At 67.5% G+C, this 26,465-nt stretch carries 19 protein-coding genes; 6 read left to right on the top strand and 13 right to left on the bottom strand.

The genetic code is table 11. The features are described from left to right. Positions 1-110 precede the first annotated feature (110 nt). The 8 genes from Q0982_RS06070 to Q0982_RS06030 all read right to left on the bottom strand — a co-directional run bounded on the left by Q0982_RS06070 (position 111) and on the right by Q0982_RS06030 (position 11,770). The gene (locus Q0982_RS06070; protein WP_299392921.1) at positions 111-1,154 is read right to left on the bottom strand and encodes a dienelactone hydrolase family protein; all 1,044 of its coding nucleotides are present in this window, start codon (positions 1,152-1,154) and stop codon (positions 111-113) included. A gap of 35 nt (positions 1,155-1,189) precedes the next feature. Next, positions 1,190-2,419 (bottom strand): hypothetical protein, encoded by a 1,230-nt coding sequence (locus Q0982_RS06065; protein ID WP_299392919.1) that lies wholly within the window; start codon positions 2,417-2,419, stop codon positions 1,190-1,192. Continuing rightward, positions 2,416-4,977 carry a YncE family protein gene (locus Q0982_RS06060; protein ID WP_299392917.1) on the bottom strand — a complete coding sequence of 854 codons (2,562 nt, stop codon included), beginning with the start codon at positions 4,975-4,977 and terminating at the stop codon, positions 2,416-2,418. The genes Q0982_RS06065 and Q0982_RS06060 overlap by 4 nt, the downstream gene beginning before the upstream one ends. Before the next feature lie 234 nt (positions 4,978-5,211). After that, on the bottom strand, positions 5,212-5,754 hold the full coding sequence (locus Q0982_RS06055) for a hypothetical protein (protein ID WP_299392915.1): 543 nt from the start codon (positions 5,752-5,754) through the stop codon (positions 5,212-5,214). 12 nt (positions 5,755-5,766) lie between these two features. Next, a complete protein-coding gene (locus Q0982_RS06050; RefSeq protein ID WP_299392913.1) occupies positions 5,767-6,912 on the bottom strand; it encodes an aminotransferase class V-fold PLP-dependent enzyme in 1,146 nt (381 codons plus the stop codon). Positions 6,913-7,074: 162 nt separating this feature from the next. Continuing rightward, complete coding sequence (ccmI, locus tag Q0982_RS06045) at positions 7,075-8,514, bottom strand: c-type cytochrome biogenesis protein CcmI (protein WP_299392911.1); 1,440 nt, start codon at positions 8,512-8,514, stop codon at positions 7,075-7,077. Next, positions 8,511-10,928: a heme lyase CcmF/NrfE family subunit gene (locus tag Q0982_RS06035; RefSeq protein WP_322096964.1), complete on the bottom strand. Its 2,418-nt coding sequence runs from the start codon at positions 10,926-10,928 to the stop codon at positions 8,511-8,513. The genes ccmI and Q0982_RS06035 overlap by 4 nt, the downstream gene beginning before the upstream one ends. Further along, positions 10,928-11,770 carry a Crp/Fnr family transcriptional regulator gene (locus tag Q0982_RS06030; RefSeq protein WP_299392909.1) on the bottom strand — a complete coding sequence of 281 codons (843 nt, stop codon included), beginning with the start codon at positions 11,768-11,770 and terminating at the stop codon, positions 10,928-10,930. The genes Q0982_RS06035 and Q0982_RS06030 overlap by 1 nt, the downstream gene beginning before the upstream one ends. 299 nt (positions 11,771-12,069) lie before the next feature. Between Q0982_RS06030 and Q0982_RS06025 the strand changes: the two genes are divergently transcribed. Then, positions 12,070-14,427: a hypothetical protein gene (locus tag Q0982_RS06025; RefSeq protein ID WP_299392907.1), complete on the top strand. Its 2,358-nt coding sequence runs from the start codon at positions 12,070-12,072 to the stop codon at positions 14,425-14,427. A 142-nt stretch (positions 14,428-14,569) separates the two neighbouring features. After that, entirely contained in the window at positions 14,570-14,971 is a 402-nt protein-coding gene (locus Q0982_RS06020; RefSeq protein ID WP_299392906.1) for a Rap1a/Tai family immunity protein, read from the top strand. A 53-nt stretch (positions 14,972-15,024) separates the two neighbouring features. Here the strand turns inward: Q0982_RS06020 and Q0982_RS06015 are convergent, their stop codons facing one another. Beyond that, positions 15,025-15,780: a DUF1499 domain-containing protein gene (locus tag Q0982_RS06015; RefSeq protein ID WP_299392904.1), complete on the bottom strand. Its 756-nt coding sequence runs from the start codon at positions 15,778-15,780 to the stop codon at positions 15,025-15,027. A 122-nt stretch (positions 15,781-15,902) separates the two neighbouring features. Here Q0982_RS06015 and Q0982_RS06010 point away from each other — a divergent pair, with 122 nt between their 5' ends. Then, the gene (locus Q0982_RS06010; protein ID WP_299392902.1) at positions 15,903-16,853 is read left to right on the top strand and encodes a LysR family transcriptional regulator; all 951 of its coding nucleotides are present in this window, start codon (positions 15,903-15,905) and stop codon (positions 16,851-16,853) included. A gap of 88 nt (positions 16,854-16,941) precedes the next feature. Here Q0982_RS06010 and Q0982_RS06005 read toward each other — a convergent pair whose 3' ends face one another. Next, positions 16,942-17,436, bottom strand: a complete 495-nt coding sequence (locus tag Q0982_RS06005; protein ID WP_299392900.1) for a GNAT family N-acetyltransferase — start codon at positions 17,434-17,436, stop codon at positions 16,942-16,944. 292 nt (positions 17,437-17,728) lie between these two features. Between Q0982_RS06005 and Q0982_RS06000 the strand changes: the two genes are divergently transcribed. Beyond that, positions 17,729-18,529, top strand: a complete 801-nt coding sequence (locus Q0982_RS06000; protein ID WP_299392898.1) for a phosphatase PAP2 family protein — start codon at positions 17,729-17,731, stop codon at positions 18,527-18,529. 138 nt (positions 18,530-18,667) lie between these two features. Then, positions 18,668-19,330 (top strand): hypothetical protein, encoded by a 663-nt coding sequence (locus Q0982_RS05995; RefSeq protein WP_299392896.1) that lies wholly within the window; start codon positions 18,668-18,670, stop codon positions 19,328-19,330. A gap of 63 nt (positions 19,331-19,393) precedes the next feature. On the opposite strand, the gene Q0982_RS05990 is transcribed toward Q0982_RS05995, so the two are convergent. From Q0982_RS05990 to Q0982_RS05980, 3 genes are read right to left on the bottom strand one after another with little or no spacing between them, the layout of a single operon-like run. Further along, the gene (locus Q0982_RS05990) at positions 19,394-21,865 is read right to left on the bottom strand and encodes an FAD-dependent oxidoreductase (protein ID WP_299392893.1); all 2,472 of its coding nucleotides are present in this window, start codon (positions 21,863-21,865) and stop codon (positions 19,394-19,396) included. Positions 21,866-21,887: 22 nt separating this feature from the next. Continuing rightward, positions 21,888-24,317 (bottom strand): FAD-dependent oxidoreductase, encoded by a 2,430-nt coding sequence (locus Q0982_RS05985; RefSeq protein WP_299392891.1) that lies wholly within the window; start codon positions 24,315-24,317, stop codon positions 21,888-21,890. Positions 24,318-24,354: 37 nt separating this feature from the next. Further along, positions 24,355-24,972 carry a helix-turn-helix domain-containing protein gene (locus Q0982_RS05980; RefSeq protein ID WP_299392890.1) on the bottom strand — a complete coding sequence of 206 codons (618 nt, stop codon included), beginning with the start codon at positions 24,970-24,972 and terminating at the stop codon, positions 24,355-24,357. A gap of 255 nt (positions 24,973-25,227) precedes the next feature. On the opposite strand from Q0982_RS05980, the gene Q0982_RS05975 reads away from it, so the two are divergent. Then, a complete protein-coding gene (locus tag Q0982_RS05975) occupies positions 25,228-26,415 on the top strand; it encodes a fumarylacetoacetate hydrolase family protein (RefSeq protein WP_299392888.1) in 1,188 nt (395 codons plus the stop codon). Positions 26,416-26,465: the final 50 nt, after the last annotated feature.

Here is a 26,465-nt window from a genome sequence, read left to right as displayed (position 1 = left end):
GAAGCTGCTCTAACTCTTAGCTGCAGAGCGAATTCACATGTTAATACGCAAACACCAAGGTGTTTCCGTCTAAACATGATCCGCTCTATGCTGCGGACTGCGGCGCGCCGTCAGCGGCGCTTCAGGAAGCCAGCGGCTCCCAGAAAGGCAAGCGTGTTGCGGTAGGCCTGCTCCGCCGCCGCCTCGTTGCCGCCTGCGTGTCCGCTGCGGCTGCAACCGGCCAGCACAGCAGCAAGGTTTACCGCATCGATCTCCCGCCCGCTGCGGGTTTCCACAAAGCCCCCGTCTTCCTGTTGCTCCAACTCGCAGAAGGCTGGCGAGGGCGCGGTGATGTCCACCTTGCCGAACAGCTCCAGAAGAGGATGATCGAAAGCGTGCCGCGCCCCCGGGTGGACCACGAGAGTCATGTTGCTCGGTCCCTCCGGCCCGCGTGTCGCGGCCGCCAACTCGGCGCAACGCTCCGGCGGCACCAGGTCGTCCAGCGCACCGGACTGAATGAGGATCGGCGCGCCGGTCGTGACGGGCCGGCGCAGCCGCAGGCCGCACCAGGGATAGTAGGCGATGTGCAAGGCGAAGCGCGCCTCCGCCATGGCCAGTTTTTCTCGGATCGACTCATAGCCCGCATAGAGCGCGGCGATACCGCCTTTCGAGAAGCCTATAACGCCGACAAGCCGCGGGTCGATACGGGGATCGCGCAGCAGGAATCGAAGCCCGGCATAGGCGTCGGCGAGCATCGACGCGGTGCTCACCAGGGTCTGGTCACGCACCGTGTGATCGACGTCGCGCGGCGAGAAGCTGTCGATGGCCAGAACCGCCACCCCTTCTTCCCGCAGGCGCTGCGCATAGAGCCAGTCCTGCGAGCCCTGGCCGTTGGAGGTATGAAGCAGGACCAAGGCCGGATAAGGCGCTTTGAAGTTCCCGTCCTCCGGCAGGACCAGTACCGCCTCGGCCTGCTGTGGTTCACCGGGCTTCCCTGCCAGCAGTTGATCGACGAAGCCGTAGCTTCGACTCTCGAAGGCGACGACCTCGACCATCGCCGGTCTGGCGACACAGGCGCCCGCCGCAAGCATCATGATCAGCGACACCAGCAGCCGCAGCTGCCGGTCTCCTGCACGTGTCTGCCTTACCGCTTTCCTTTCAAGATCATCTCCCATGCGCCCCTCCCCCGACGCGTCCGGCTAGTCCATGTCTATCGCTCCGCCAGGCTGCAATCCGTCACACTGGCCAGCGTGGGCCAGCCGCCTCCACGCCGATGCTTGCAGCTTTCCAGCCATTGGATCGTGGTGTTGACGAGAGCGATGGTGCGTTGACGCAGGGTCTCGTCCACCATGTAGTGGTCGCGTCCGAAGTCGGCGAGCGTCACGCTTTCAGGCGCGATCAGATCGGCCAGCAGATTAAGGCCGTCGTTCGGCCCATAGGGCCTCAGGATGATGTATGTATCGCGCACCGCGTCGGAGATGGTGCCGGTCACCGGGATACCGATGTAGTTGACGATCAGCAGATCCTCATCCGTCCGGATCCGCTTGAATGCCGCACGGCGCCGCTTCGTCAGCATGGAATGCATGCCGGGATCGTCAACGAAGGCGCGATACTTGGAGAGCGGGCCATCGCCCAGGACCTCGTCCGCCAGCGGCGATCCCTGCAGGGTCCCGACGATGTTGATCCAGGCCTTGATGCGCCCGGCATACTCCGGTTCGAGCGCGGAGAGCGCCAGCGCCACCTCCGGGCTCGACTTGCTGGCGCTGACCACGATCACCTTGCTGTCGGGGGAGGTGTTGCGGCGCAGGTAGTCGGCAACGACCAGCGCGTTGGTGTCGATGGAGCCGATCTCGTCGGTCCTGACCAGTTGCGGCGACAGCCCGGCACTGCTGAGCGCAAGACGCGGGTCAGACAGATCCGCGCCGGTGTTCTTGTGACTCTCGTAGTGATAGGCCGGAACGAACACGAGTTGATAGTCCGCGGCCTGGGGCAGCAGCGTCCGTCCCTCCTCAACGGCATAGCCCTTCAGGGCCCGCGCCAGATGCACCTCGTAGGATCGGCGCAGCAGTTGATTTGCCGGCACCCGGTTGATCAGGTCCGCAAAATAAATGGCCGCGAAGTCGACGGAGAAGGCATCGGCGATGCGGTTCAGGGCATCCCGGTCCGGCAGCCCCTTCCCGCCGCGCCCGGCGTAGAGAGCATCGATACGCCGGTCGAACTCGGGGCGCAGGCGGGCACCGGCCAGATAGTGCTCCATCAGATAGGCCGCTTCCTCGGAGTCGACGCCGACGGAGAACTGCTGCCCTCCCAAAACGCCGCTCGCGGGCAGGGTATCCGGCAGCGTGGCACAGGCCCCGAGCAGAACGAGGAGCGGCAGCAGAAGCGCAAGGGCGCAGCGTGGCCGGGCAATACGCGGGGGGTTCCTCCTTGAGCGTGTCATTGCAGGGAGGTCCTTAGGCCGGGCTCATCGCCATCAAGCCGTCCGTCGAGATCCCGGTCCAACGCGCTGCGCCAGCCGTCGCCCGGGGGCACGCAGGCGAAGGTCACCGGCGCTCCGGCCGCATGCGCCAGCAAGTCGTCCCGCCGCCAAGGTGCCTCGCCCGCGCGGTCCGGCAGAAAACCCTCCGCACCCCAGAGCCATCCCCTCTCGCGCCCCGCCGCGCGCGCCCAGGCGATCAGATCGCAGTCTCCGGCGGCGGCCCGCTCGGCCATCAGGTCGATCCGCGCCCTCTGCCCGTCATCCGCCGTCCCGCTGACCGTGGTCTGCAGGCCGACCGCCGGCGCTATGCCGGTGTTGAAGGCCATGACGAAGGCGTTCAAGTCGGCGCGCAGACTGTCGCGCTCCTCCTCCGTCTTGCCGGGAATGTGAAAGACGTCCAGCTTCAGGAAGTTGATGATGGTGTCGATGCTGCCATCGTGCACAAGGCCGAAGCCGGAGACCTGGGGGCCGGGCCGGTTGAAGCGCCCGACCTTCTGATAGACGTTGCGCAGGTGCGCCGTCTTCATGTCGATCCCGGCATCGATCCCTTCGAAGTTGATCAGGCCGTTGGTGCCCAGCGGCGCCGCGTGGCAGTCGCGGCAACTCAGGAGACCGCGGTCGATGTCGATACCGTCATTGAAAATGCGAAAGCCCGCTTGCTGCCGCGAATTGTAGCTGCGGTCCGGCGCCTCATTTGGGTTGGGTGGATAGCGGATCGTGTGAACGAAGCGGGCAAAGGCTTCCATCTCGGCCTTGCCGGGCGCCTGCTTCATCCCCATCAGGTCGACAAAGGCCCGATCGAAGTCCATGAAGCTCGCCAAATTGCTGCCCGGCTGATCGCTGTCGCGCCCGAAGCGGTCGCCGCGCCAATGCAGCGGCCCGGTGTCGGCGATGCCGCGCAGGCTCTGGGTCGTCATGGGACCTTTCAGGGGATGGAACTCCTGCTGCGGAACGAAGAGGCCGTGCTCCAGCACCTCCGGCATAGCCACCAGTTCGCCCTCGGGATTGCCGAGATCCCAGGCAAGTCCGTCGAAGTCGGCGAAGACATGGCAGGAGGCGCAGGACAGAGTGCCCTGGCCGGAGGTCGCCGCAGCGTCGTAGAGCAGCGGGCGCCCGGCCTTGATCACTGCAGGCGTCGGGTCGTGCTTCAATGGAACAGTGGCGACGACCTTGCCGCCCTGCGTGTCGACGACGGAGATCGAGGTATCCAGTCGGTTGAAGACGTAAAGCCTCTGCCTTGCTGCGTCGTAGGCCAGCCCGGCCGGACCGAAGCCGACGTCGATGCGGTCCAGCACCTCGGCGTCGGGCGAGAGCACGGCGACCTTGCGCGACCCGAAGGCTGCCACGTAGGCCTTCTCCCCCGATGGTTCGAAGACGATCTGCAGCGGCTGGGCAAGGCTGCGGGCCCGCAGCGCGGAAGGCGCCGGCGTGTGCGCTGGGTCGACGCGGGGGTTCAGATCCTGCGGCAGGACCTCCCAGCCTTCGGCGCCGCGCCGCAGGCGGGTGATGCGGTTCTCGGCGAAGCGGCCCCGGAGACGCGGCTCATGGACCGTCAGGTTGGCCGCCTCGCTGTTGGAGACCCAGACCTCCTGGCGTGCTGCGTCACCCCCTTCGCCGTCGCGCGGGCGCACGGCGATGTCGAAGAGCACGGTGCCGACACCGCTGATGGCCTCGGCAACCCTCGGCCGGTCGCCGGAGAGGTCGATGCGGAAGACGTCGTAATCGGGCAGATCAAAGGGCACCAGACGCGACCAGTCGCGCCCCTCTGCGTCCAGCCAGGTATCGTTCACCTGGCGCACAATGGCGCCGGCCTTCGGCGGGCCCTCGGGCGGCGGCGGATTGTCGAAGCTGTAGAGGGGGGCCCGGCCGATGGAGGCAGCCTCGATGCCGCCGACACTGGCGGTCCTGTTGCCGGAATGGAAGATGCCAGCGTAGACCGAAAGGCCGTCCGGCGAGACCGCGAGGGCGCGGGGCTTCGCACCGAACAGGGTCAGCACCTGCGGCGCACGTTCGGGCGCTTCCGCGTCAAAGACCCAGAGATGGGCGCGGCCGGTTCCCGGCCGCAGACTGTCGCCCCGCTTCGCCGCGGCGACGACCACCCAGCGCCGCTCGGGTCCCGCCGCCACGATGCCGCGGGGTTCGTCGCCGACATCCAGGCTGCGGATAACCCGGGGCGCCGCCGGGTCGCTGACATCGACGACGGAGACACTGTCGGAAAGATGATTCGTCACCCAGAGCTCGCGCGCGTTGCGCAGCGTCAGTGCGATCGGGCGCAGACCCAGGCGCGCCTCGCCCACCGGCTTCAGGCCGCCGGGACTGGCCGCGAAGACCTCCAACCGGTCATCGGGGGTGTTGAGCGCATAGAGATGACTACCGTCGCCGGACAGAGCGATCGGCCGCAGCGGCTCGGTTTCGAAGTTGGTGAACCCCGCAGAGGGCTGGGGCGCCGGAAAGTACGGCGCGGCACAGGCCGCCAGCAGAAGCAGCCCTGCAAAGCCAGGCGCACAGCGCCGCAGCACGGATCCCGGACCCGCGCGAAAATGACCCCGGTTCAGCAATGAAATGCGGCCCCCCTTCATTTCCTTGCCTACCGGACCTTGCCCAAAGGCTACGGCCCGACAGCACAAGAATGTCACAGGGGAAAACCCGCCTCAACGAACCTAAAGGCGATCCGGAACAGGATTGCTCGACCCCGTCCGCCGTCACTGCCCGGCACTGCCCGGCACTATACCCGCCTTTGACCGTGTGCCGGCCTAGGAGTCCTCGGGATGCCAGCCGAGCGCGTCTTCGATGCGCGCGCGGTAAGGGGTTCTGATTTGCGGATGCGTCCTGCGCACATAGCGCTCGGCGAACGCCCGCTCGGCTCCCTCGAGGCCGGCGAGAAAGGCCAGGACCTCATCTGCCGCGGGGGTCCGGGCGCTGTCGAACTTCGGCGGCAGGGCCGTCCAGACGACACCGTCCAGGGACCGGGCGTCTGCCCAGCCCGCGAGGCCGGCGATCAGGTCCGGCTCCTCCTGGCCAGCGACCCAACGGCCGACGTGTGCGGGGTCGCTGGTCCCCTCTCTCTCCCCAAGAGCTTCGCACGCCGCCTCCATGGACTGCACCGCCATGAAGCACCAAAGAGTCGGCACGGGCCGAGCGGCCGGCTCAATGACCAGAGAGATGTAGTTGCGCTTGGACTTGCGGGCGAACTCAACCGGGATCAGCGGGCCGTCTTCATGCCACGGCGATTGCATCGGCAGACTGCGCGGCGACCAGAACAGCGAGCCCCAGGCCAAGCAGGCAATGGCGGTCACGGGCACAGACCATCACCGCAGATTTGCGGTCCCCACCACTTTGTCGAGGGCCGTTTTCAGGTTGGCGACCGTGCGCCCGACATCGGCCAGCTTGTCGAGACCGAAGAGGCCGATGCGGAAGGTCTGGAAGTCCGCCGGCTCGTCGCACATCAGGGGCACGCCGGCGGCGATCTGCAGGCCCTGAGCCGCGAATTTCTTGCCGCTCTTGATGTCCGCATCGTCGGTATAGCAGACCACGACGCCGGGGGCGCCGAAGCCTTCCGCAGCCACGCTCCTGAAGCCGGCGTCGGCCAGCAGCTTGCGCACGCGCGTGCCCAGCTCCTGCTGGGCCTCACATGCAGCGTCGAAGCCGGTCAGTTCGGTCTCCCGCATGGCGTCGCGGAAACCGGCAAGCGCATCAGTGGGCATGGTGGCGTGGTAGGCATGGCCGCCCTTCTCGTAGGCTTCCATGATCTCCAGCCACTTTTTCAGGTCGCAGGCGAAGCTGGAGCTGGTCGTCCCCTCGATGCGCTCCCGCGCCGCCTTGCTCATCATGACCAGGCCGCTGCAGGGCGAGGCGCTCCAGCCCTTCTGCGGCGCCGAGATCAGGACATCGACACCGGTCGCGGCCATGTCGACCCAGATCGTGCCCGAAGCAATGCAGTCCAGAACGAAGAGCCCGCCAACGCCGTGCACCGCCTCCGCCAGGGCCTTCATATAGCCCTCCGGCAGGATCATGCCGGCAGAGGTCTCCACATGCGGTGCGAAGACCACATCGGGCCTTTCCGCCTCGATAACCGCCACCGCCTCCTCGATAGGCACCGGGGCGAAGGGCGCCTGATGACCGGGTGCCGTCTGGCGGGCCTTCAGCACGATGGCCTCATCGGGGATGTCACCGGCTTCGAAAATCTGAGTCCAACGGTAGCTAAACCAGCCGTTGCGAATGACCAGGCACTTCTTGCCGCCGGCGAACTGGCGGGCCACCGCCTCCATGGCATAGGTGCCGCCGCCGGGCACCACCGCCACCGCCTCGGCCTTGTAGACCCGCTTCAGGGTGTCGGAGATGTCGCGCATCACGCCCTGGAAGGACTGGGACATGTGGTTGAGGGCACGGTCGGTGAAGACCACGGAGTATTCGAGAAGTCCGTCGGGATCGACGTTCTTCAGCAGGCCGGACATTGCTCTCTCCTGGCGGCAGACTTTGGGGTTACGGACCCTTGGGGGGTCTGGCTGACGCCAGCTTAGCCGCCACCCTACCTGAGAGTCTCAGCTTTTCCTCCGGAACCCTCACCCGTGGGAAAGCTCTTGCCGTCCGGCCTTCCGGCCTTGGCCTACGGCCGCTTACTGGACTGGCGGGATCCCCAGGCTGTCGGCGGTCTGGGCGATCTGCCGGCGCTTGGCGGCATCGGCTTCAAACGCCCGGCTGGCATCGCGTACCGCCTGCTGGGCGGCCTCGGCCTCCTGCAGCACAGCGTAGGAGCGGATGAGCATCAGCCAGCCCTCCAGGTCATCGGGCCGGCCTTCCAGCCGCGCCGCCAGGCCATCCACCATGCCACGCACCATCTGATCACGCTCTTCCTCGCTCAGGCTGGCCGCCGCGGCGACGTCCTCGTCGCTGGGGCCGCGCGCGACCTGCCGCTGGGCAAGGCCGAGTTCTGCGGCGACCTCGTCGATTTTCCCCAGCACGAAAGGCGCGCCGGCAAAGTGCTCCCGGGCTGCCGTCAATGCCGCCCCGGCCTCCTCAGCCGATCCGGCCCCGGCCCGCAGGCGGGCCAGACGGATCCAGCCCTGCCAGTCCTTCGGGTCGGCCTCCAGGGCAGCCGCCAGCCGCGCGCTCTCCTGGGCCGGATCGCTTGCGGATGCCGTCTGCACCGGCTGCTGCACCGGTAGCGCAGCCCGGGCCAGCTCCGCCTCGGTGGCGTCCGGCAACACCGCTGCCAGGTCGCGCTTGAGGAAGCGCGTCATATTGACGATGTCGCGGCGCACCAGCGGCACCCAGGGTGCTCCGGCCTGAGACTCGCCGAGCAGCTGCACCCAGTCGGCGAGCGCCCCTTCGAAATCCTGGGATTGAGCCTTGGCCAAGGCCAGGTAATAGCGGGCACGCGGATCGTTACCGCTCTGCACCGCCTGGGAGAAGATCAGCTTGGCCGCCAGCGGGACCTTGTTGCCGTTGGCCAGCGTCAGCGCCTCGGCATAGGCGGAGAGCACGGCGGGATCGTCGTCCGACAGCTCCGCTGCGCGGCGATAAGCATCGGCGGCGGAGGCATAGTCGCCGACCGCCGCGTGGGAGCGCGCCAGGGTCCACCACTTCTCAAAGCTCTCGGGCTCGGTTTCGCCGCGCTCGATCATCAGCATGGCCTGGCTTTCCAGGTCGCCCGAGGCTGCCTGCCGTTCCAGGATTGCCGTCCGGCGCTCCGCCAAGGGCTGGTCGACGGCATCCGGTGCGCCCATAGAGGCATAGAGACCGACAGCGCCGGCGCAGGCCAGCAGGCCCAGCCCGGCTGCCGTGAGCGGCGCGCGCCGGGTGACGGAAATTCCGGTGTCCAAGAGACGCGCGGCGCGAAGCGCACGACTCTCGATCTCCTGTTCGGCGGCATCGCGCTCCGCCGCCGTGATCAGGCCGCTCTCGGCGTCGCGCTGCACCTCCTCGCGCTGATCGCGATAGATCGAAATGGCGTGCTCCGCCTCGTTGGACTCCGACTGGGCGCGATGGAGGAAGGGCCGCGTCAACCAGAGAGCCGTCAAAGCAACGGCGATGGCAATGGCAATCCAGAGCGTCATGACGCATCTCCCTGCAACAGCTTGCGGGCTGCAGTCCGTTCCTCCGCTGTGAGGCCGTCGGGCCGCCGGCGCCGCCGGGTGTAGGACCGCGCCGCCAAGACCGCCAGCAGGAGCAGCACCAAGGGCGCGCCCCAGAGCACCAGCGTATGGGTCTTGAATGGCGGGCGCAGCAGGACGTAGTCGCCATAACGTGCCACGACGTAATCCAACACGGCCTGATCGTCGTCGCCGGCCCGGATGCGCTCGCGCACCACGGCGCGCAGGTCGCCGGCAAGCCCGGCGTTGGAGTCGAAGATCGACTGGTTCTGGCAAACCAGACAGCGCAGTTGCTTGCCGATGCTCTGGGCGCGCGCCTCCTTGGCGGGATCGTCGAACATTTCGCCGGGCTCGATGGCCACCGCAGGCGCGGCACTCGCCACCAGCATAAGCGCGAGAACCGCGGTCACGGCCGGGCGCAGGGCACGGCGCGGCACGCCGACCCGCAGGCGGCGGTCGCTGACCGAGACCAGCGCCCCCAGAGCCATCAGCAGGGCGCCCGCCCACATCCAGGCGACACCGGGGTTGTAGTAGTAGCGCGTCACCCAGCCCCCGGCGCCGTCCGGATCGCCCAGCACGGCGTAGAGATCGCCGTGCCAAAGGGTCACGATGCCGGCCTCGGTGGTCGGCTGCCGCTCGACCGGATACCAGCGCCGCTCCGGAAACAGCAGCGCCACGGTCTCCCCGTCGCGGGTCACCTTCACCGTCGCGATGGACGTTTGATAGTTGGGCCCACGCCCGGCACCGACATCCAGCAGGCTGAACTCGTAGCCGGCGACCTGCTGCAGGTCGCCGGGCTGCTGCACTTGGATCGACTCGCTCTGCCAGACGGAGATGGCGGCAACCCCGGCAACGGCGACAGCGACGCCCAGGTGCCCCAGTACCAGACCCCAGGCCGAGGTGGGAAGACCGACCAGACGCCGCAGCGCGACGCCGGGGCTCACCTTGGGCAGGCCGATGCGGACCAGGAGGTCAGCCACGGTGGCGCTGGCCAGCCACGCCGCCAGCGCGAGGCCCAGCAGGCCCAACGGTTCGCGCCAGCCGGCCATCGCCAGCGCCACGGCCATGACAAGCGCCGCCACAAGAGCAAAACGAAGACGCTGCAGCACTCCCTTCAGGTCGGCGCGCTTCCAGCTCAGGAACGGCCCCACAGCCGCAACCGCCGCGGTGACCCCGAAGATCGGCAGGAAGGTCTGGTTGAAGTAAGGCGCGCCGACGGTGATCTTTTCGCCGGTCATCAGCTCCAGGAACAGCGGATAGAGGGTGCCGATGAAGACCACGCCCGTCGCGGCGGCCAGCAGCACGTTGTTCAGCAGCAGCGCGCCTTCGCGGGACACCGGCGCGAAGTAGCCGCCGTCTTTCAGCATCGGTGCCCGCCAGGCGAAGAGCGCCAAGGCGCCGCCGATGAAGAGGGCCAGCAGCCCCAGGATGAAGACGCCGCGCTCCGGATCGGTGGCGAAGGAGTGGACGGACGAGAGAATGCCGGAACGGACCAGGAAGGTCCCGATCAGGCTGAGGGCGAAGGTGAGGATGGCCAGCAGAATGGTCCACTTCTGCAGCGCTTCGCGCTTCTCGACGACGATGGCCGAGTGCAGCAGCGCAGTGGCCAGCAGCCAGGGCATGAAGCTGGCATTCTCCACCGGGTCCCAGAACCAGAAGCCGCCCCAGCCGAGCTCGTAGTAGGCCCACCAGCTTCCCAGGGCGATGCCGAGGGTGAGCCCCGCCCAGGCGATCAGCACCCAGGGCCGCATCCAGCGTGCCCAGGCCGGATCGACACGCCCGCGGATCAGCGCGGCGACGGCGAAGGAAAAGGCGGTCGAGAAGCCGACGTAGCCGAGGTAGAGCATCGGCGGGTGAAAGGCGACGCCCGGATCCTGCAGCAGCGGGTTCATGCCCTGCCCGTCCAGCGGCGGCAGCGCCAGGCGCTCGAAGGGATTGGAGGTGAAGAGGATGTAGGCGAGGAAGCCCACGCCGACGGCCGCCTGCACCGCCAGCACGGTGGCCCGCATGGGCGTCGGCACCGAACGCCCGAAGACCGAGATCAGCGCACCGAACAGCGCCAGCATCAGCACCCAGAGCAGCATAGAGCCTTCGTGGTTGGCCCAGACGCCGGTCACCTTATAGAGCATCGGCTTGGCGGAGTGAGAGTTCATCGCCACCGTGGCGACGGAAAAGTCCGAGACCACGTAGGCATAGGTGAGGGCCGCCATGGCCACGGCGGTCGCGAGAAACTGGACCAGGGCACCGGCATCGGCAAAGCGCAGAGCGCTCAGCGAGTCGTTGCGCAGGCCCGCCAAGGGCACAACGCACTGAAGCACCGCGACAGCGAGGGCGAGACAGAGGGCAAAGTGGCCGAACTCGACGACGATGTCGGGCATTAGCGGTGAACCTCCATCGGCTGAAGCGCCGCCTCGGACGCATTTTGTGCGGCGCTCTTTTCGGCGCTGTGGGGTGCCAGGATCGGCGCGCGGTTCTGCAGCCCGGCGAGATCGCGGACGACGTATTCCGTGGGCGAGTGGAAATCGGCCAGGCGGGCCTTTTTCACGCGGCTGAAGATGCGGCTGACGGTCTCGGCATTGAGGCCCAGGTAGTCCGCGATGTCTTCGCGGGCCAAAGGCAGGCGGACGCGCCAGCCCTGGGCCGTGTGCTCACCAACGCGCCAGGCCATGTCGGCGAGAAAGAGGCAGACCCGCTCCATGCCATCGAGCCGACCGAGGGTCACGAGATGGGCATAGATGCAGCGCGCCTGGTCGCGCGCCGCGCGGAACAGCGCCGCGCTCAGGCTGGCATTGCCGGCGATGGTGCCGGCGTGACCGGAGAGATCGAGCTCGCAGAGATGGCTGGGCGCCAGCGCCTCTATCCAGAAATCCAGGCTCTCGTCTTCATCGGGCGGGCAGAAGCGGTCGCCCTGGGTGGCGAGGCAAACGATCTGGCGGCGCCCGTCGGCAAGGGCCGTGCAGAGCGCGACCGTGCCGCCCAGCACCGTCCAGAGCTTCACGCCGCTGCCGGTCTCCAGGCGCTCGCCGCGCGCCATACTGCGCAGCCGCGGCACCGGCGGTCCCGCGCCCAACTGGGCGCAGACCCCGTTGATGCAGCCGCGAAAGGGTTCGGCAACCTTGCAGCCGTTCCTCTCGCCGGGCCCGTCAGGGACGCCCGGTCCCGGCCCCCCTGCCCCCGGATCGGTCTCCTGATAACTGTCACCCCAGAGACAGCAATCCATCGCGTTCCCCCGCTCCTGCAGACGTCGAGCCGGCCCCTCGGCTCTTAGGCGGAAGTCTAGGACTCGATTTCACACAAGCATTGAGGTGGATCAACAACCAGCCGTTGTCCCGAACCACGGTTGTTCGGGGCAAATCCGCGGCCGGCAAAAAAACCGCATAGGCATTAGGGATTTCTGACAAAGGTCAGGGCGACGGTTTCCGAATCCTCCTAGCCTTCGGTCACGACGCTGCCGGAAGGACTCCGCGGCGCTCGTTTGCCCGCTTGATCGGGCGGGCAGCCCTCTTACGGGAGACGACGATGAGATCGGCCCTTTTCGCCTTTGTGACGCTCTGCTTCGGAACCGCGGCCTTCGCGACCGGCGCTGCCGCCCAGACATCCGTGGATGCGCAGCTTGCCGCCGAGAAGGGCTGCCTCGCCTGCCACGACGGCATCGAGAAGTTCACCGACGGTCCGATGATCGAGCAGATCGAGGCCATGGGCGCCGATTTCAACGACCCCGCCGGCTGCGTGATCTGCCACGGCGGCACGCCGGGCGCCACCACGGCGGAAGCGGCACACCAGGGCAGCCCCAGCGACCTCGTCGAGGCCGGCGGCCCGCACGTCTTCTATCCCGACCCCGGCGCCATCACCGTCGCCGACAAGGCCTGCGGCCAGTGCCACGACGGCTACGCCAGCCGGCTGTCCAAGTCCCTCATGAATACCGAAGCGGGCAAGCTGCAGGGCAATCTCTGGTCCTGGGGCCTGCAGAGCGACCACAAGGTGGTCTGGGGCAACTACGACCTTGTCGACGAGGACGGGCCGGAGCCCGCCGTCGGCACCGAGGCCTACATCGAATACATGACCGCCTATGTCGCGGCCCATCCCGATCAGATGCCGTCTGAGATGAAGCAGGTCCCGGCGGTTGACGTGAACCTCATCGCCGAGAACCCCAACATGGCCGGCATCACGTACTCGCGTCAGCAGTGCCAGCGCTGCCACGTCGGCGTGAACGGGCGCGAGAAGCGCGGCGACTTCCGCGGCGCCGGCTGTTCGTCCTGCCACGTGCCCTATTCCAACGATGGCTTCTACGAGGGCGGCGACCCGACCATCGCCAAGGACCAGCCGGGCAAGCTGCTGCTGCACCGCATGCAGGGCTCGCGCAAGTCCAAGGTGCAGATCGGCGACCTCACCTACTCCGGCATCCCAACGGAGACCTGCAACTCCTGCCACAACCGCGGCAAGCGCATCGGCGTGAGCTACCAGGGCATCATGGAGTTCCCCTACGGCTCGCCCTACACCGCCACCGGCGGCAAGCAGCCCAAGCTGCACACCAAGAACTACCTCTTCATCAAGGACGACCTGCACCACCAGGTGCAGTCGCGCCCGGGCAATCCGGAAGGCGGCATGCTCTGCCAGGACTGCCACACCACCATCGACATGCACGGCGACGGCAACCTGCCGGGCACCACCCTGGCCCAGGTCGAGATCGAGTGCGAGGACTGCCACGGCACGGTCTCCAAGTTCCCCTGGGAGCTGCCGCTGGGTCACGGCGAGGAGCACGCCCAGGACATCGGCGACACGCCGCGCGGCCTGGCCGACGACATCACGCCGGAGCAGTACTTCGCCGAGGTCTATGACGCCGAGGACGGCTACCTGCTGACCGCCCGCGGCAATCCCTACGGCAACGTGGTGAAGCGCGGCGACAAGGTGATCATGCACTCCGCCTCCGGCCTCGACTTCGAGGTGCCGGTGCTGAAGCAGATCGCCCTGGACGGAACCTGGAAGAGCCAGAGCGCCGAGGTCGCCATGGGCGCCGTCGGCCAGCACATGGAATCGATGGAGTGCTACGCCTGCCACGCCGACTGGGCGCCGCAGTGCTACGGCTGCCACGTCACCGTCGACTACTCGGAAGGCAAGACCGACATCGACTGGATCAACAACGCCAACGCGCGGGGCGAGGATGGCCTCACCGCCGACGCACCGCTCGGCACCAACGGCCTGACCTCCGCCGGCAAGGTTTCGGAGACCCGCTCCTACCTGCGCTGGGAAGAGCCGACCCTGGGCATCAACGGCGAAGGCCGCGTCTCGCCTCTCATGCCCGGCTGCCAGGTGATCACCACGGTCATCGACAAGGACGGCAACACCATCGTCCAGAACGAGACCTGGATGACGCCGGATGCCGGCGGCACCAAGGGCCTGGACCATGCCGCCGTGCAGCCGCACACCGCCGGGCGCCAGGCGCGCACCTGCGAGAGCTGCCACGACAACCCCAAGGCGCTGGGTTACGGCATCTCCGGCGGGCGCTTCATGAAGGGCTACGAGGACGGCTTCACCGTGGACCTGGAGACCGCGCAGGGCCAGATCATCCCGCGCCAGACCCAGCTCCAGTCGCAGCCGATCCCCAGCCTCGACCACGACCTCAGCCAGATCGTGACGCGCGAGGGCGAGCAGTTGGTCACCGTCGGCTCCCACTGGCCGCTGACCGGGCCCCTGCCCCAGGCCATGCGCGAGAAGATGGAGCGCACCGGCCTCTGCATGGGCTGCCACCAGAACATGGTGAACGAGGATCTCTGGTCGCAGGTGAACTCGCCGAAGTTCGTCAACAACGCCGAGCACCAGGCGGTGATGAACCAGGCCATCCACGCCCTCGCCAAGGAAAAGAGCGACGGCAACTGACGACCAGACCGGCCGCGTCACACGACCGGACGGACACAGATACCAGGCGGGCAAAGCGGGCGGCCCCGGCCGCCCGCGGCGCCTCATCCCCGGACCCCCTAGCGGGGTCACCGAGTCAGATCAGAGTTTTCGGGAGGTTTTCATGCGCCCAGTCACTCTCCGGCCAGTCACCCTCCGGCCAGTCATCCTCGCCACCGCGATCATCGGCCTTGCCGCGGTCGCAGCGACGGTCGGCATTCCGGCCGGCCCGGCCGCCGCGCAGGCCTACAGCGCCCACGACCTCCTGAGCGCCTGCACCGTCGCCGACAACGATTCCCGCGATGGCTTCGTCGCCGAGCTGGAATGCGAGCAGTACATGATGGGCTTCGTCCACGCCCTCGCCGAGACCGGCGACACCACCATCTGCCCGCCGCCCCGCAACACCGCCGACGAAATCCGCTGGGCCTACATGCGCTGGATCCACCAGGACTACAGCGCCCGCAAGGACCTCAGCGCCGGCAAGGCCGTGATGGGCACGCTCAGCGATAACTTCGGCTGCCCGTGAGGCATGGCAGCTGCCCGCAGCCGGCTGGAACCTGCCGCGTAACCGCTTCGCAACTAAGGCGTCTCCCGAAGGCGGCGCAGGAACGTGCGTATCCGCTCGGCGTTCTTGCCGACGTCGCCGATGCCGATCCGGCTGACGGATCTCACGTCGATCGCTGAAGAGGCCTCTTCCTGCGCTGCTATCGTGACGACGATGTCGTCCGCAAAGCCGAACCAGCCGGTCCTGTCGACCGCCTCGAAGCGCCCAAAGTCCTCCGCCACACTGCTTGCCTCAATCGACCAACCGAGATCTTCGGCAATCTCTCCGGCGCGGCTTGCCGCCTCGCCCACGGCAAGCGGCAGCACCAGCGTCTCAAGGTCCTGGTAGATCGCCTCGTGGGTTTCCCGCCAGGCAGGGTGCGGATAGGCAGCACGGGCCGCCGCGCTCCCCTCCTCGTAGCGGCGTGGCGCGATGGCCAGGAAGGCCGGAGGCGTGTCGACATTCGTGGTGACGTCGTGCAGCGGATTTGCCGCGGCGCGGCTCTTGAAATCGTCCACGGCGAGCCAGACCGCACCTCCGACCACGGCCGCCACGACGGCAAGAGCGGCGCTCCGCCACGCTTTCAGAAGAACCCCGGAGATGATGCCGGCGAAGCCTAACGCAAATGCTGCGACTGCCGCTACCGGTGCGGCGTCCAGCAGCAGCGAGAAGGCCGGCATCAGGTCCAGAGTGCCGGACGCGTAGAGCGGCCCCGGCGAGAGGGTGAGGAAAACGGCCGCGGCTCCCGAAACGGAAGCAAAGACAGCGAGGATTAAGGGGAAACGGCTCATGAGATAACCTCGAAGGCATCGGTCGTTGCAGAATCAATCGGAGGCAATTGCTCGAGATATAGGGTCGCCTCCGTGTGTCGGAAGGTCGACATGTGCCCCACTGCGGTGCAATTTGTGCAACAATGAATCTGCGCAATGTCCCTCTGCTGTCGCTTCACCTCTTCCTCTCCGCCGTGCGGCGCGGCTCGCTCTCGGCGGCAGCTCGCGAACATGGTCTGGACCGCTCGTCGGTCTCCCGCCAGATCTCGGCGTTGGAGCGGACCCTGGGGTTTCGCCTCTTCGAGCGCACGACGCGCCGGCTCTCGCCGACCGAAGCGGGACAGGTCTTCTTCGATCGCGCCGCCGGTCTTCTGGCGCAACTGGAGGAAGCTCGCCTCGCGGCCGCCGATGTGGTCGGTGCTCCGGCGGGCATACTCCGCGTTTCCACGTCGGTGGCCTTCGGCGAGCGCTGGCTGCTGCCGCGCCTTCCGGCGTTCCAACAGCGCTACCCGGATCTCACCCTGGAACTGATGCTCGACGATGCGGTGGTTGATCTGGTGCGGGAGAGCATCGACCTTGGGATTCGCCTGAGTCCGAGCGTGGACGAAGCCGCCGTCGTGACCAAGCTGATGGCGACGCGATACCGTGTCGTGGCAAGCCCCGACTACCTCGACGCCTCCGGCCCACTGTCGGACCCAAAGGACCTCTCGGAAAGGCGGTGCGTCTGTTTCACGCTGCCGGGCTTCCGGTCGTACTGGAGGTTCCGCAGAGGCAGCCGTGACACCGTCGAGGTTCCCGTCCGGGCTTCATTGATGATCTCAAACGCGCTTGCGGTCCGCCGCGCAGCGCTCGACGGGCTGGGTCCCGCGCTCCTCGCTGACTGGACGATCGCGCAGGATCTTGCCGACGGCAGCCTCATCGACCTTCTGCCTGACTGGCAGGCCGCCGCGAAGTCGTTCGACACCGCGGCCTGGATCCTCTATCCCTCGCGCTCCTACGTCCCGGCCAAGACCAGAGCCCTGATCGACCACATCAAGACCTGTGCTGCTCGCGGCGGCCAAGCGACCTCGGCAGGTCGTTCAGGGAATCGTTGAATCGGCGGGTACAGACCGCGTCGCCGAACTCGCCCCGCCCGGCTCAGTCAGACAGTAGAGTCCACGGATCGACGCGCTTGCCTCACATCTACCCCAGAAACTTCACCCGGAATTCTTCGTCGTAGTAGCGCTCACCGATCTTGAGAGCGCGACGTTCGGTGCCGTAGAGTTCGAAGCCCATCTTCTCGTAGAAGCGGCTGGCGCGTTCGTTGTCGGCGATGACGGAGCAGAGCAGTTGCTCCACCTCGTCGCGGGCGTGGTCGACCACCGCCTCCACCATCTTCCCGGCCAGCCCGCTGCCGCGCGCGCTTTCCTTCACGTACATGCCCCACATCAGGCCCTTGTGCTTGATCTTCGTGTTCTTCAGCGCAAAGAAGCCGACGAAGCCGCAGAGCGTGCCGTCGAGAAAACCGCCGAACAGCGCATAGCGGCGCAGGCGCTGGCGGTAGGCATCCAGCGGCAGGTCCGCCACGCTCTCGTAGGTCGCCTGAAAGGCCTCCGGATGATGCTCCAGCGCCTCCAGCCGGATCTCCCGATAGCTCTCGGCGTCGTCCTCCGTCAGACGCCGCACCTCCATCCCCATGACTTACCTCCCGATCGTCGCCTCGGCCTCGGCGCGAAGCCGGCCGCCCGGCCCTCGCCTTGGCGCCGCTTTGCCGCAAAGCCTAGCACAGCGCGGAGTGGCCTTGCACGGGGCCTGAAGGTGAAGATCCAGGCGCGCGCCGGAAAACCTGTCGCCGGGCCGCCAAAGGCCCTAGACTGAGAAGTGCTGGGCTGTCGGGAGCGACCGGCGATCCGCGGGTGGGGTGCGGAGCGCTTTGAGGTCCCGGATGGAGAGATGTCAACGGACGGGTTCCACAATGGGGCGGCGGACTATGACGGCGGCTTGGCGATCTTTAGCTCTGGGGCTGGCGCTGCTCTGGCTGCCGGCCTGCGCGGGTTCACCGGAGCGCGGCCTCTGGGGCGCGGACGCGCGGGCGCTGCCGGGCTGGGAGCGGCTCGGCGAGGCCGCCCTCACGGCGGCGACCGATCCCTTCACCTGGCTGCCCGCCGCCGGTGCCGCGGCGCTGCAGATCGGCGGCGCCGACGAGGACGTCGCCGACTGGGCCAACGAGGAGCGGCCGCTGTTCGGCTCCCGCGACACCGCCGACGACGTGAGCGACGGGCTGCGCATCGGCAGCTACGTGCTCTACGGTGCCGCCGGCCTGGCCGCCCCCGCGCCCGAGGGCGCCTGGCTGGAAAGCAAGGCCAAGGGCTTTGCCGTCGGCGCCGGAACACTGCTCGCCACCCGCGGCGCGACCGACGGCCTGAAGGCCGTGACCGACCGCGAACGCCCGCTGGACCAGGACGACGAGTCATTCCCCTCCGGCCATGTCAGCATGACCGCCGCCGCCGCGCGGCTCACCAGCGATACGCTGACGTACTACGACCTCTCCCGCACCGCAGAGATCGGCAGCGACGTGGCGCTGGCCGGGCTGGTCCTCACCACCTCCTGGGCGCGGCTGGAGGCCGGCGAGCACCACCCGGCCGACGTCCTGGCCGGCATGGCACTCGGCAACTTCCTCGCCGTCTTCGCCACCGAGGCTTTCCTCGCCCCCGCCACAGAAGATCGCCTGGCCCTGGGCGTCAGGCCCGAGGACGACGGCATGGTGGTGCAGCTCGGGTGGAGGTTTTAGCCATAACCCGAAGCAAGCACACTCCGGAGTCTGTGCCGTGACGCCAGAGCCTTGCACAGCAGAGAGGCACGGTGGCGCGCCGCAGCCCGTGATCCTTATTGTGCCCTTCTTGAGGCCGACCGGAGTCAGAGGATCCGCATGAGCGCGGCGTCGCCCCACAGCAAGATCATCAATGCCGTCGCCCGGGCGAAGCTGCGGCCCCTCGGAATCCAGCAGAAGGGCCGGTCCCGCGTCTGGTACGACGACCGCCGCTGGCACGGCATCCTTATCGAGTTTCAGCCGTCGGGCTTCTCAAAGATGTCCAGCTTGAACGTCGCAGTTGCGTGGTTCTGGTACCCAAAAGAACATTGGTCCTTCGATTGGGGTAAACGCGAACCTGGCTGGGCCGAGTTCGATGGCGACGAAGCACAGTTCCAAAGGGATTTCGAGGTCCTGGCGGATGCAGCCACCGAAGCCGTAAACTATTACCGCGCCCGAACCGGAACGCTGAGAGAAGCCTACGAAGGCCTTCTCGAGAACCACAAGCAGTTCACGCGGCCGGGTGGATGGCCGGACGTGCACCTCGGCATGCTGGCGGCTTTGAATGGGCAATGCGATCAAGCCGAAAAACTCTTGAGCTACGTCGCCAATGAGGAAGGCGAAACCAAGGCGTACATGAGCCTGAAAAGGTTCTGCAACCAGGCGATTGCGCACTTGGGGAACCCGGAGAGTCTGCGAACCTGGGTCGAGGGCAACATCGCGGAATGCCGCAGCCTGCGCCGCCTGCCGCCGCTTGATCCGCCTACTCTGCCCAGCAGCTAGACATCCATAGCGCTCGAACCCAAATGGGTGCGGGAGAGGCGGACAGCTCTCCGAGCGTCGCCATTACCCTCTCACCCGCTCGCTCTTGGGGTCGTAGAGCGGCTTGAGGCTGGCGAGGGCCGGGACGCGTTCGCCGGCGACCTCGATCTCGTAGCGCGAGCCCAGCACGTCGTCCGGCTTTTCGGTCGTCTCGCAGGCGACGTAGCCGAGGCCGATGGCGGCCCCCAGGTGGTGGCCGTAGTTGCCTGAGGTCAGGTAGCCGGCGATGCGGCCGTCGCGCCAGATCGGCTCGTTGTGATAGAGCAGCGGTTCCGGGTCCTCCAGCTTGAACTGCAGCAGGCGCTTGGAGAGGCCGAGCTGCTTCTTGCGCAGCACCGCCTCGCGGCCCAGGAAGTCGCCGAAGCGCGAGGCCGGCTTGTCCGGCTTCACGGCGAAGCCGAGGCCCGCCTCCAGCACGTGGTCCTCGTCGGAGATGTCGTGGCCGAAGTGGCGGAAGGCCTTTTCCATGCGGCAGGAGTCCAGCACGTGCATGCCGCAGAGCCGCAGCCCCTGAGGGTCCCCCGCCGCCATGATGGTATCGAAGACATGGCGCGCCATGTCGACGGAGACATAGAGCTCCCAGCCCAGCTCGCCGACGTAGGTGATGCGGTGGGCGCGGGCCAGGGCGGCACCGATCTCGATCTCCTGCATCGTCGCGAAGGGAAAGGCCGCGTTGGAAAGGTCGGTGGCGGTAAGCGGTTGCAGCAGGTCGCGTGCCTTCGGCCCCATGACGCAGAGCACGGCTTCGGCTGCCGTCACCTCGGTGGCGATGCAGTGGGCGTCCTCGGGGATGTGGCGCTTCAGCCAGGTGAGGTCACGGCGCCCGACGGCGGCACCGGTGATGACCAGGAAAGCGGTCTCCGACAGGCGGGTAACGGTTAGGTCCGCTTCGATGCCGCCGCGCCCGTTCAGCCACTGGGTGTAGACGATCTTGCCGACCGGCACCGCCACATCGTTGGCGCAGACCCGCTGCAGCACCGCCTCGGCATCGCGGCCCTCGACCCGGATCTTCGCGAAGGAGGACATGTCGAAGAGGCCCACGCCCTCCCGCACCGCGCGGTGCTCCTGCGCGGCGTAGTCGAACCAGTTCTGCCGCTTCCAGGAGTAGCGGTAGTCCGCCGTCTCGCCGGCGGCTCTGGCGTCCGGCGGCAGGAACCAGTTGGCCCGCTCCCAGCCCGCCACCTCGCCGAAGCAGGCGCCGCGCTCGGCCAGGCGCTCGTGCAGCGGGCTGTGGCGCAGACCCCGCGCGGTGGCGAACTGGCGGTAGGGAAAGTGGTCGGCATAAAGCAGGCCAAGGCTCTCCTTCGCGCGCTCGTAGAGGTAGGTGCGGTTGTTCTGGAAGGGCTGCATGCGGCGGATGTCGACGTCCCAGAGGTCGAAGGGCGGCTCGCCTGCGTCCATCCACTCCGCCAGCGCCTTGCCCGCCCCGCCGGCGGACTGGATGCCGATGGAGTTGAAGCCGGCGGCGACGAAGAAACCCTGCAGTTCCGGCGCCTCGCCCAGCAGATAGCGGTCGTCCGGGGTGAAGCTCTCCGGCCCGTTGAAGAAGGTGTGGATGCCCGCGGTCTCCAGGATCGGCATGCGCGCGACGGCGTCTTCCAGGATCGGCGCGAAGTGGTCGAAGTCCTCCGGCAGTTGGTCGAAGCAGAAGTCCTCGGCGATGCCCTCCATGCCCCAGGGCTTGGCCAACGGCTCGAAGGCGCCGAGCAGGATCTTGCCGGCATCCTCCTTGTAATAGGCGCACTCGTCGGGAATGCGCAGCACCGGCAGGTCGCGCGGCAGGTCGGGGATGTTTTCCGTGACGATGTAGAAGTGCTCGCAGGCCTGCAGCGGTACGTCGACGCCGGCCAGCCGGCCAACCTCGCGCCCCCACATGCCGGCGCAGTTCACCACCACCTCCGCCTCGATGCGGCCCTTGTCGGTGACCACGCCGGTGACGCGCCCGCCCGCCTGTTCGATGGCGGTCACCTTGGTCTGCTCGAAGACCTTCACGCCCTTCTGCCGCGCGCCCTTGGCCAGCGCGAGGGCGATGTTGGCCGGGTCCGCCTGGCCGTCCTTGGGCAGAAAGACGCCGCCGGTGACCCCCTCCAGCGACAGCAGCGGATAGGCCGCATTCACCTCCTCCGGCGTCAGGACCTCGACCTCCAGCCCGAAGGTCTTGGCCATGGAGGCGCCGCGTTTCAGCTCCTCCAGGCGCTCCCCGGTGAGGGCGACGGAAAGGGAGCCGTTCTGCTTGAAGCCGGTGGCGACCCCGGTCTCCGCCTCCAGGGTGCCGTAGAGCTCGGCCGAATACTTGGCGAGCTGGGTCATGTTGAGGGTGGCGCGGAGCTGGCCGATCAGCCCGGCGGCATGCCAGGTGGTGCCGCAGGTGAGCTGCTTGCGCTCCAGCAGCACCACGTCCTGCCAGCCGAGCTTGGCCAGGTGATAGGCGACGGAACAGCCGATGACGCCGCCGCCGATGATGACCGCGCGGGCCTTCGTTGGAAGCTCGCTCATGGTCCCTCTCCCGTTTTCTTGGTCAGGCCCGCAGGCGTTCGTTCTTGGGATCGAAGAGCGGCGACACCCCGACCCGCGCCGGGCAGCGCTCGCCGTAGATCTCCACCTCCAGGGCCTCACCCTCCTTGGCGAGGTCCGTCTGCACATAGGCCAGGGCGATGGATTTCTCGATGCGGTGGCCGTAGCCGCCCGAGGTGACGAGGCCGACCCGGCGCTCGCCCTTCCAGACCGTGGCGCAGAACGGCGCGTCGGCGTCCTTTGCCTCGACGAGCAGCGGCACAAAGCGCTCGCGGGGGCCGGCCTGCTTTTCCTTCAGCAGCGCTTCGCGGCCGACGAACTGCGCCTTGTCCAGCTTCACGAAGCGGTCGAGGGCGCCCATCAGCGGCGAGTACTCGCTGGCGAGGTCCTGCTTCCAGGCCATGTAGCCCTTTTCCAGGCGCAGGGAGTCCATGGCATACATGCCGAAGTCGCGAATGCCGTGGGCTTCGCCCGCCTGCCACAGCAGGTCGTAGACCGGCGCCACGGTCTCGATGGGCAGGTGCAGTTCCCAGCCCAGTTCGCCGACGTAGTTCACGCGGATGGCAAAGCCCCGTGCTTGGGCAACCTCGATGGGCTGCACGGAGAGCCAGGGAAAGGCCCCGTTGGAAAGATCGCTCTCCGTCACCGGCCCCAGCACCTCCCGCGCCTTCGGGCCCGCCAGCACCAGGGTGCTCCAGCGGTTGGTGATGTTCTCCAGGGTAAAGGCGGCATCGGCCGGGCGGTGGCTCCTCAGCCAATCCTCGTCGTGCCACTCCCCCGCCGCCGCGGAGATCAGCCAGAAGTGATCCTCGCCCAGGCGGGTCAGGGTCATCTCGGTGACCACCCCGCCCCGCGGTGAGCAGAAGTAGCCGAGGGAGATGCGCCCGACTTTGGGCAGGGCCCCGGCCACGAGGCTGTCGAGCCAGTCCGCCGTGCCCGGCCCCTTCACTTCGAAGCGCGCGAAGCCCGGCAGGTCGAGAATGCCGACGGCCTCGGCCACCGCCCTGCTCTCGGCGGCAACGGCGGGATACCAGTTGCCCTCCCGCACCAGCGTCAGATCGGCTTCGGGCTGCGCGCCGGCTTCCGCGAACCAGACCGCCCGCTCCCAGCCGCCGCGGGCGCCGAAGACCGCGCCCTTTGCTTTGAGCCGCTCATACAGCGGCGAGACCTTGGCCGGACGGCCGGCGGGGCGTTCCTCGTGCGGGAAGTGCATGGCGTATTCGTGCTGGTAGAACTCGACCGCCTTGTCGACCACGTAACGCTTGGTGGCGAAGTCGGTGTAGCGGCGCGGATCGATGACCCAGAGGTCCCACTCCGGCTCGCCCTCGACGATCCACTCCGCCATGGTCTTGCCGGCGCCGCCGGACTGGGCGATCCCGAAGGAGAAGACGCAGGCCTCGTAGAAGTTGGTGAGGCCCGGCGCCGGGCCGACCAGCGGGTTGCCGTCCGGCGTGTAGGGGATCGGCCCGTTGATCACCCGCTGCACGCCGCCGCTGGCGAGCATCGGCACGCGCGCGCAGGCCTGCTCGATGTACCACTCCAGCCGGTCGAGGTCGTCCGGGTAGAGCTGGAAGGAAAAGTCGTCGGGCATGCCGTCCAGCCAGTGGGGCGTCGCCTGCCACTCGTAGGGACCCAAGATCAGACCCTTGCCTTCCTGGCGCAGGTAGTAGCTGTCGTCCGGGTCGCGCAGCAGCGGGACCTTGTGGTCGAGGGCCGCCAGCTCCGGAATCTCCTCGGTCACCAGATACTGGTGCGACATCGCCACCGTGGGCACGTCGCGGCCCACCATGCGGCCGATCTCCGCGGCGCGGTAGCCGGCGGCGTTCACCACCTTTTCGGCGATGATGGTGCCCTTATCGCTCTCCACCTTCCACTCGCCCGACGGCAGCTGCGACAGCCCGGTCACGGCGCAGAAGCGGACCACCTTTGCGCCCAGGTCGCGGGCGCCCTTGGCATAGGCCTGGGTCAACTGCGCCGGGTCGATGTCGCCGTCCATGGGGTCCCAGAGCCCGCCCTTCAGGTCGTGCAGTTCCAGGAAGGGGTAGCGGTCCTTCACCTCGTTCACGCCCAGCACCTCGTATTCCATGCCCTGGTAGCCGGCCATGGAAGCGACGTGGCGGAACTCCGCCATGCGGGCATCGGACTGGGCGATGCGGATGGAGCCGGTGCGGTGGTAGTTCATGGGGTAATCGACGTCGTCGGCCAGACGCCCGAAGAGCTCCGCCGAGTATCGTTGCAGCTTCATCATGTTCCAGCTGCCCGAGAAAGTCGGGCAGTTGCCGGCCGCATGCCAGGTGGAGCCGGAGGTCAGCTCGTTCTTTTCCAGCAGCACCGCATCGCTGCAGCCCATCTTGGCCAGGTGATAGAGCGTCGAGGCGCCGACGGCGCCGCCGCCGATGATGACGACCCTGGCATGGCTGGGCAGATCTGACATGACTTTCTCCCCTTCGGACGGCCGTTTCTGAGGCGGCTCAATAGATTGGCGGCGCGATCACCCAGATCACCTCGGCGCGCACCCGCCCGGGGTTGCGCCAGCGAAAGGCTTCGCGTTCGATGCGAAAGCTGTCTCCGGCCTTCAGGCGGAACTGCCGCCCACCGATCCAGAGGTCCAGCGCGCCGGAGACGACGTAGCCCGTCTCCTCCGTATCGCGCAGAGCCGGCTCTTTCAGCTCGGCGCCGGGCTCGAAAAGACTGCGGATCACTTCGAAGGCGCCGCCCAGGTCCGGCGACAGCAGCTCTTCCGTCAGGCCGTCGGCTGCCAGTCCCAGCGGACGCCGGGCACTGGACCGCACGACGATACCGCGCTCCTCCGGCGGCACGCCCTCGTGCACGAAAAACCACGACAGCGGCGCGCCCAGCGCGCCGGCAAGCCGCCGCAGGTCGCTGATGGAAAGCTCCGAGAGTCCCCGCTCCACCTGGCTGAGGTAGCCGACCGAACGGCCGACCTCGGCTGCAAGATCGGACAGCGTCAACCCGCGGGACTTGCGCAAGGCCCGCAGATCCCGACCGACGCCGGAGGCAAGCGCACCGGTCAGACTTTCTGCGTCCTGCGCCTCCATGACGTTCTGCTGGCCGTTGCCTTGGCTCATCCTGCCTACTCCGGATTGAAACGCGGGCCCGATTGAGATCCTGGCCCCATTGAGACCCTGGAACTTGAGCCTGCCTTTCCCGTCATGAAAATTCCAGAGATTTTTTCATCGAACTGCGCCGAGCCGACGCCGTGATATCGCCGCCGCAGGACAAAGGTTCAAACTGCCCGGCGAAGGCTCTAAAGTGCCGGTCTCCTCACGGCGCCCCGCTTCAAGAGCGCCGGTTCCAAAGATGCCTTCAGCGAGACCTGCCCGATGGACCTTTCCGCCGACTTCATCCTGCCCGACGACAAGACTTCAGGCCTGCTGATCGGGCGGGCCTGGCTGCCCGGTACGCCCGCCGGACCGAGCCCGGTGGTGCTGGCGGATGACGTGGTGCACGACCTCTCTGCGCTCGCGCCCACCGTCTCGGCGCTGCTCGACCTGGAGGAGTTGACCGAACGCATCCGCGCGGCGCTTCACGGCGGCAAGCTGACGGCCATCGGCGAGCTTGAAGCCATCCTGTCGAACTCCGCCTGGGATGCGCGGCGGGAGGGGGTCGCCTATTTCCTCGCCCCCTGCGACCTGCAGGCCCTGCGCGCCAGCGGCGTGACCTTCGTCGACTCGATGCTGGAGCGGGTGATCGAGGAGCAGGCCAAGGGCGACCCCGCCCAGGCCGAGGCTATCCGCGAGAGCCTGGCTGCGGAGATCGGCACCCAGCTCGCCAGCCTGAAGCCGGGTTCGCCTGAGGCCGCGAGGCTGAAGGAGAGCCTCATCGAACGCGGCCAATGGTCCCAGTATCTGGAGGTCGGCATCGGCCCGGACGCGGAGATCTTCACCAAGTCGCAACCCATGTCCGCCGTCGGGGCCGGCGCCGAGATCGGCATCCTCGCCACCTCCGTCTGGAACAATCCGGAGCCCGAGGCGGCCGTGGTGGTGAACGGGCGGGGAGAGATCGTCGGTGCGACGCTCGGCAACGACGTAAACCTGCGCGACGTAGAGGGACGTTCCGCCCTGCTGCTGGGCCGCGCCAAGGACAACAACGCCTCCTGCGCGCTGGGGCCTTTCATCCGTCTGCTGGACGAGAGCTTCGATATGGCCGCCCTCGCCCGGACCGCCATCGAGGTGGAGGTGACCGGCGAGGACGGCTTCACCATCGCCGACACCTATCCGCTCTCCGCCATCAGCCGCAGCCCCGAGGAGCTGGTGCGACAGGCTTTCAACGCCGACCACCAATACCCTGACGGGCTTGTGCTCTTTCTCGGCACCATGTTCGCGCCGGTTCAGGACCGGGAGGTGCCCGGCGAGGGCTTCACCCACAAGCCGGGCGACATCGTCACCATCCGCTCCAAGGAACTGGGAGCGCTGGTGAACCGGGTGAACCACTGCGACAAGATCGCCCCCTGGACCTTCGGCAGCCTGGCGCTGATGTGCAACCTGGCCCAGCGCGGACTGTTAACCTGACGTCAGAGTCATTGCCCATACGGCTCTGAAAACCATCATTTTCTGGCAAC

Origin of the sequence: Pelagibius sp. (assembly GCF_028281305.1) — a bacterium.
Taxonomy (GTDB): domain Bacteria; phylum Pseudomonadota; class Alphaproteobacteria; order Kiloniellales; family Kiloniellaceae; genus Pelagibius.
Note: the sequence above shows the minus strand (reverse complement) of the source record. Positions and strands in the feature narration are given on the sequence as shown.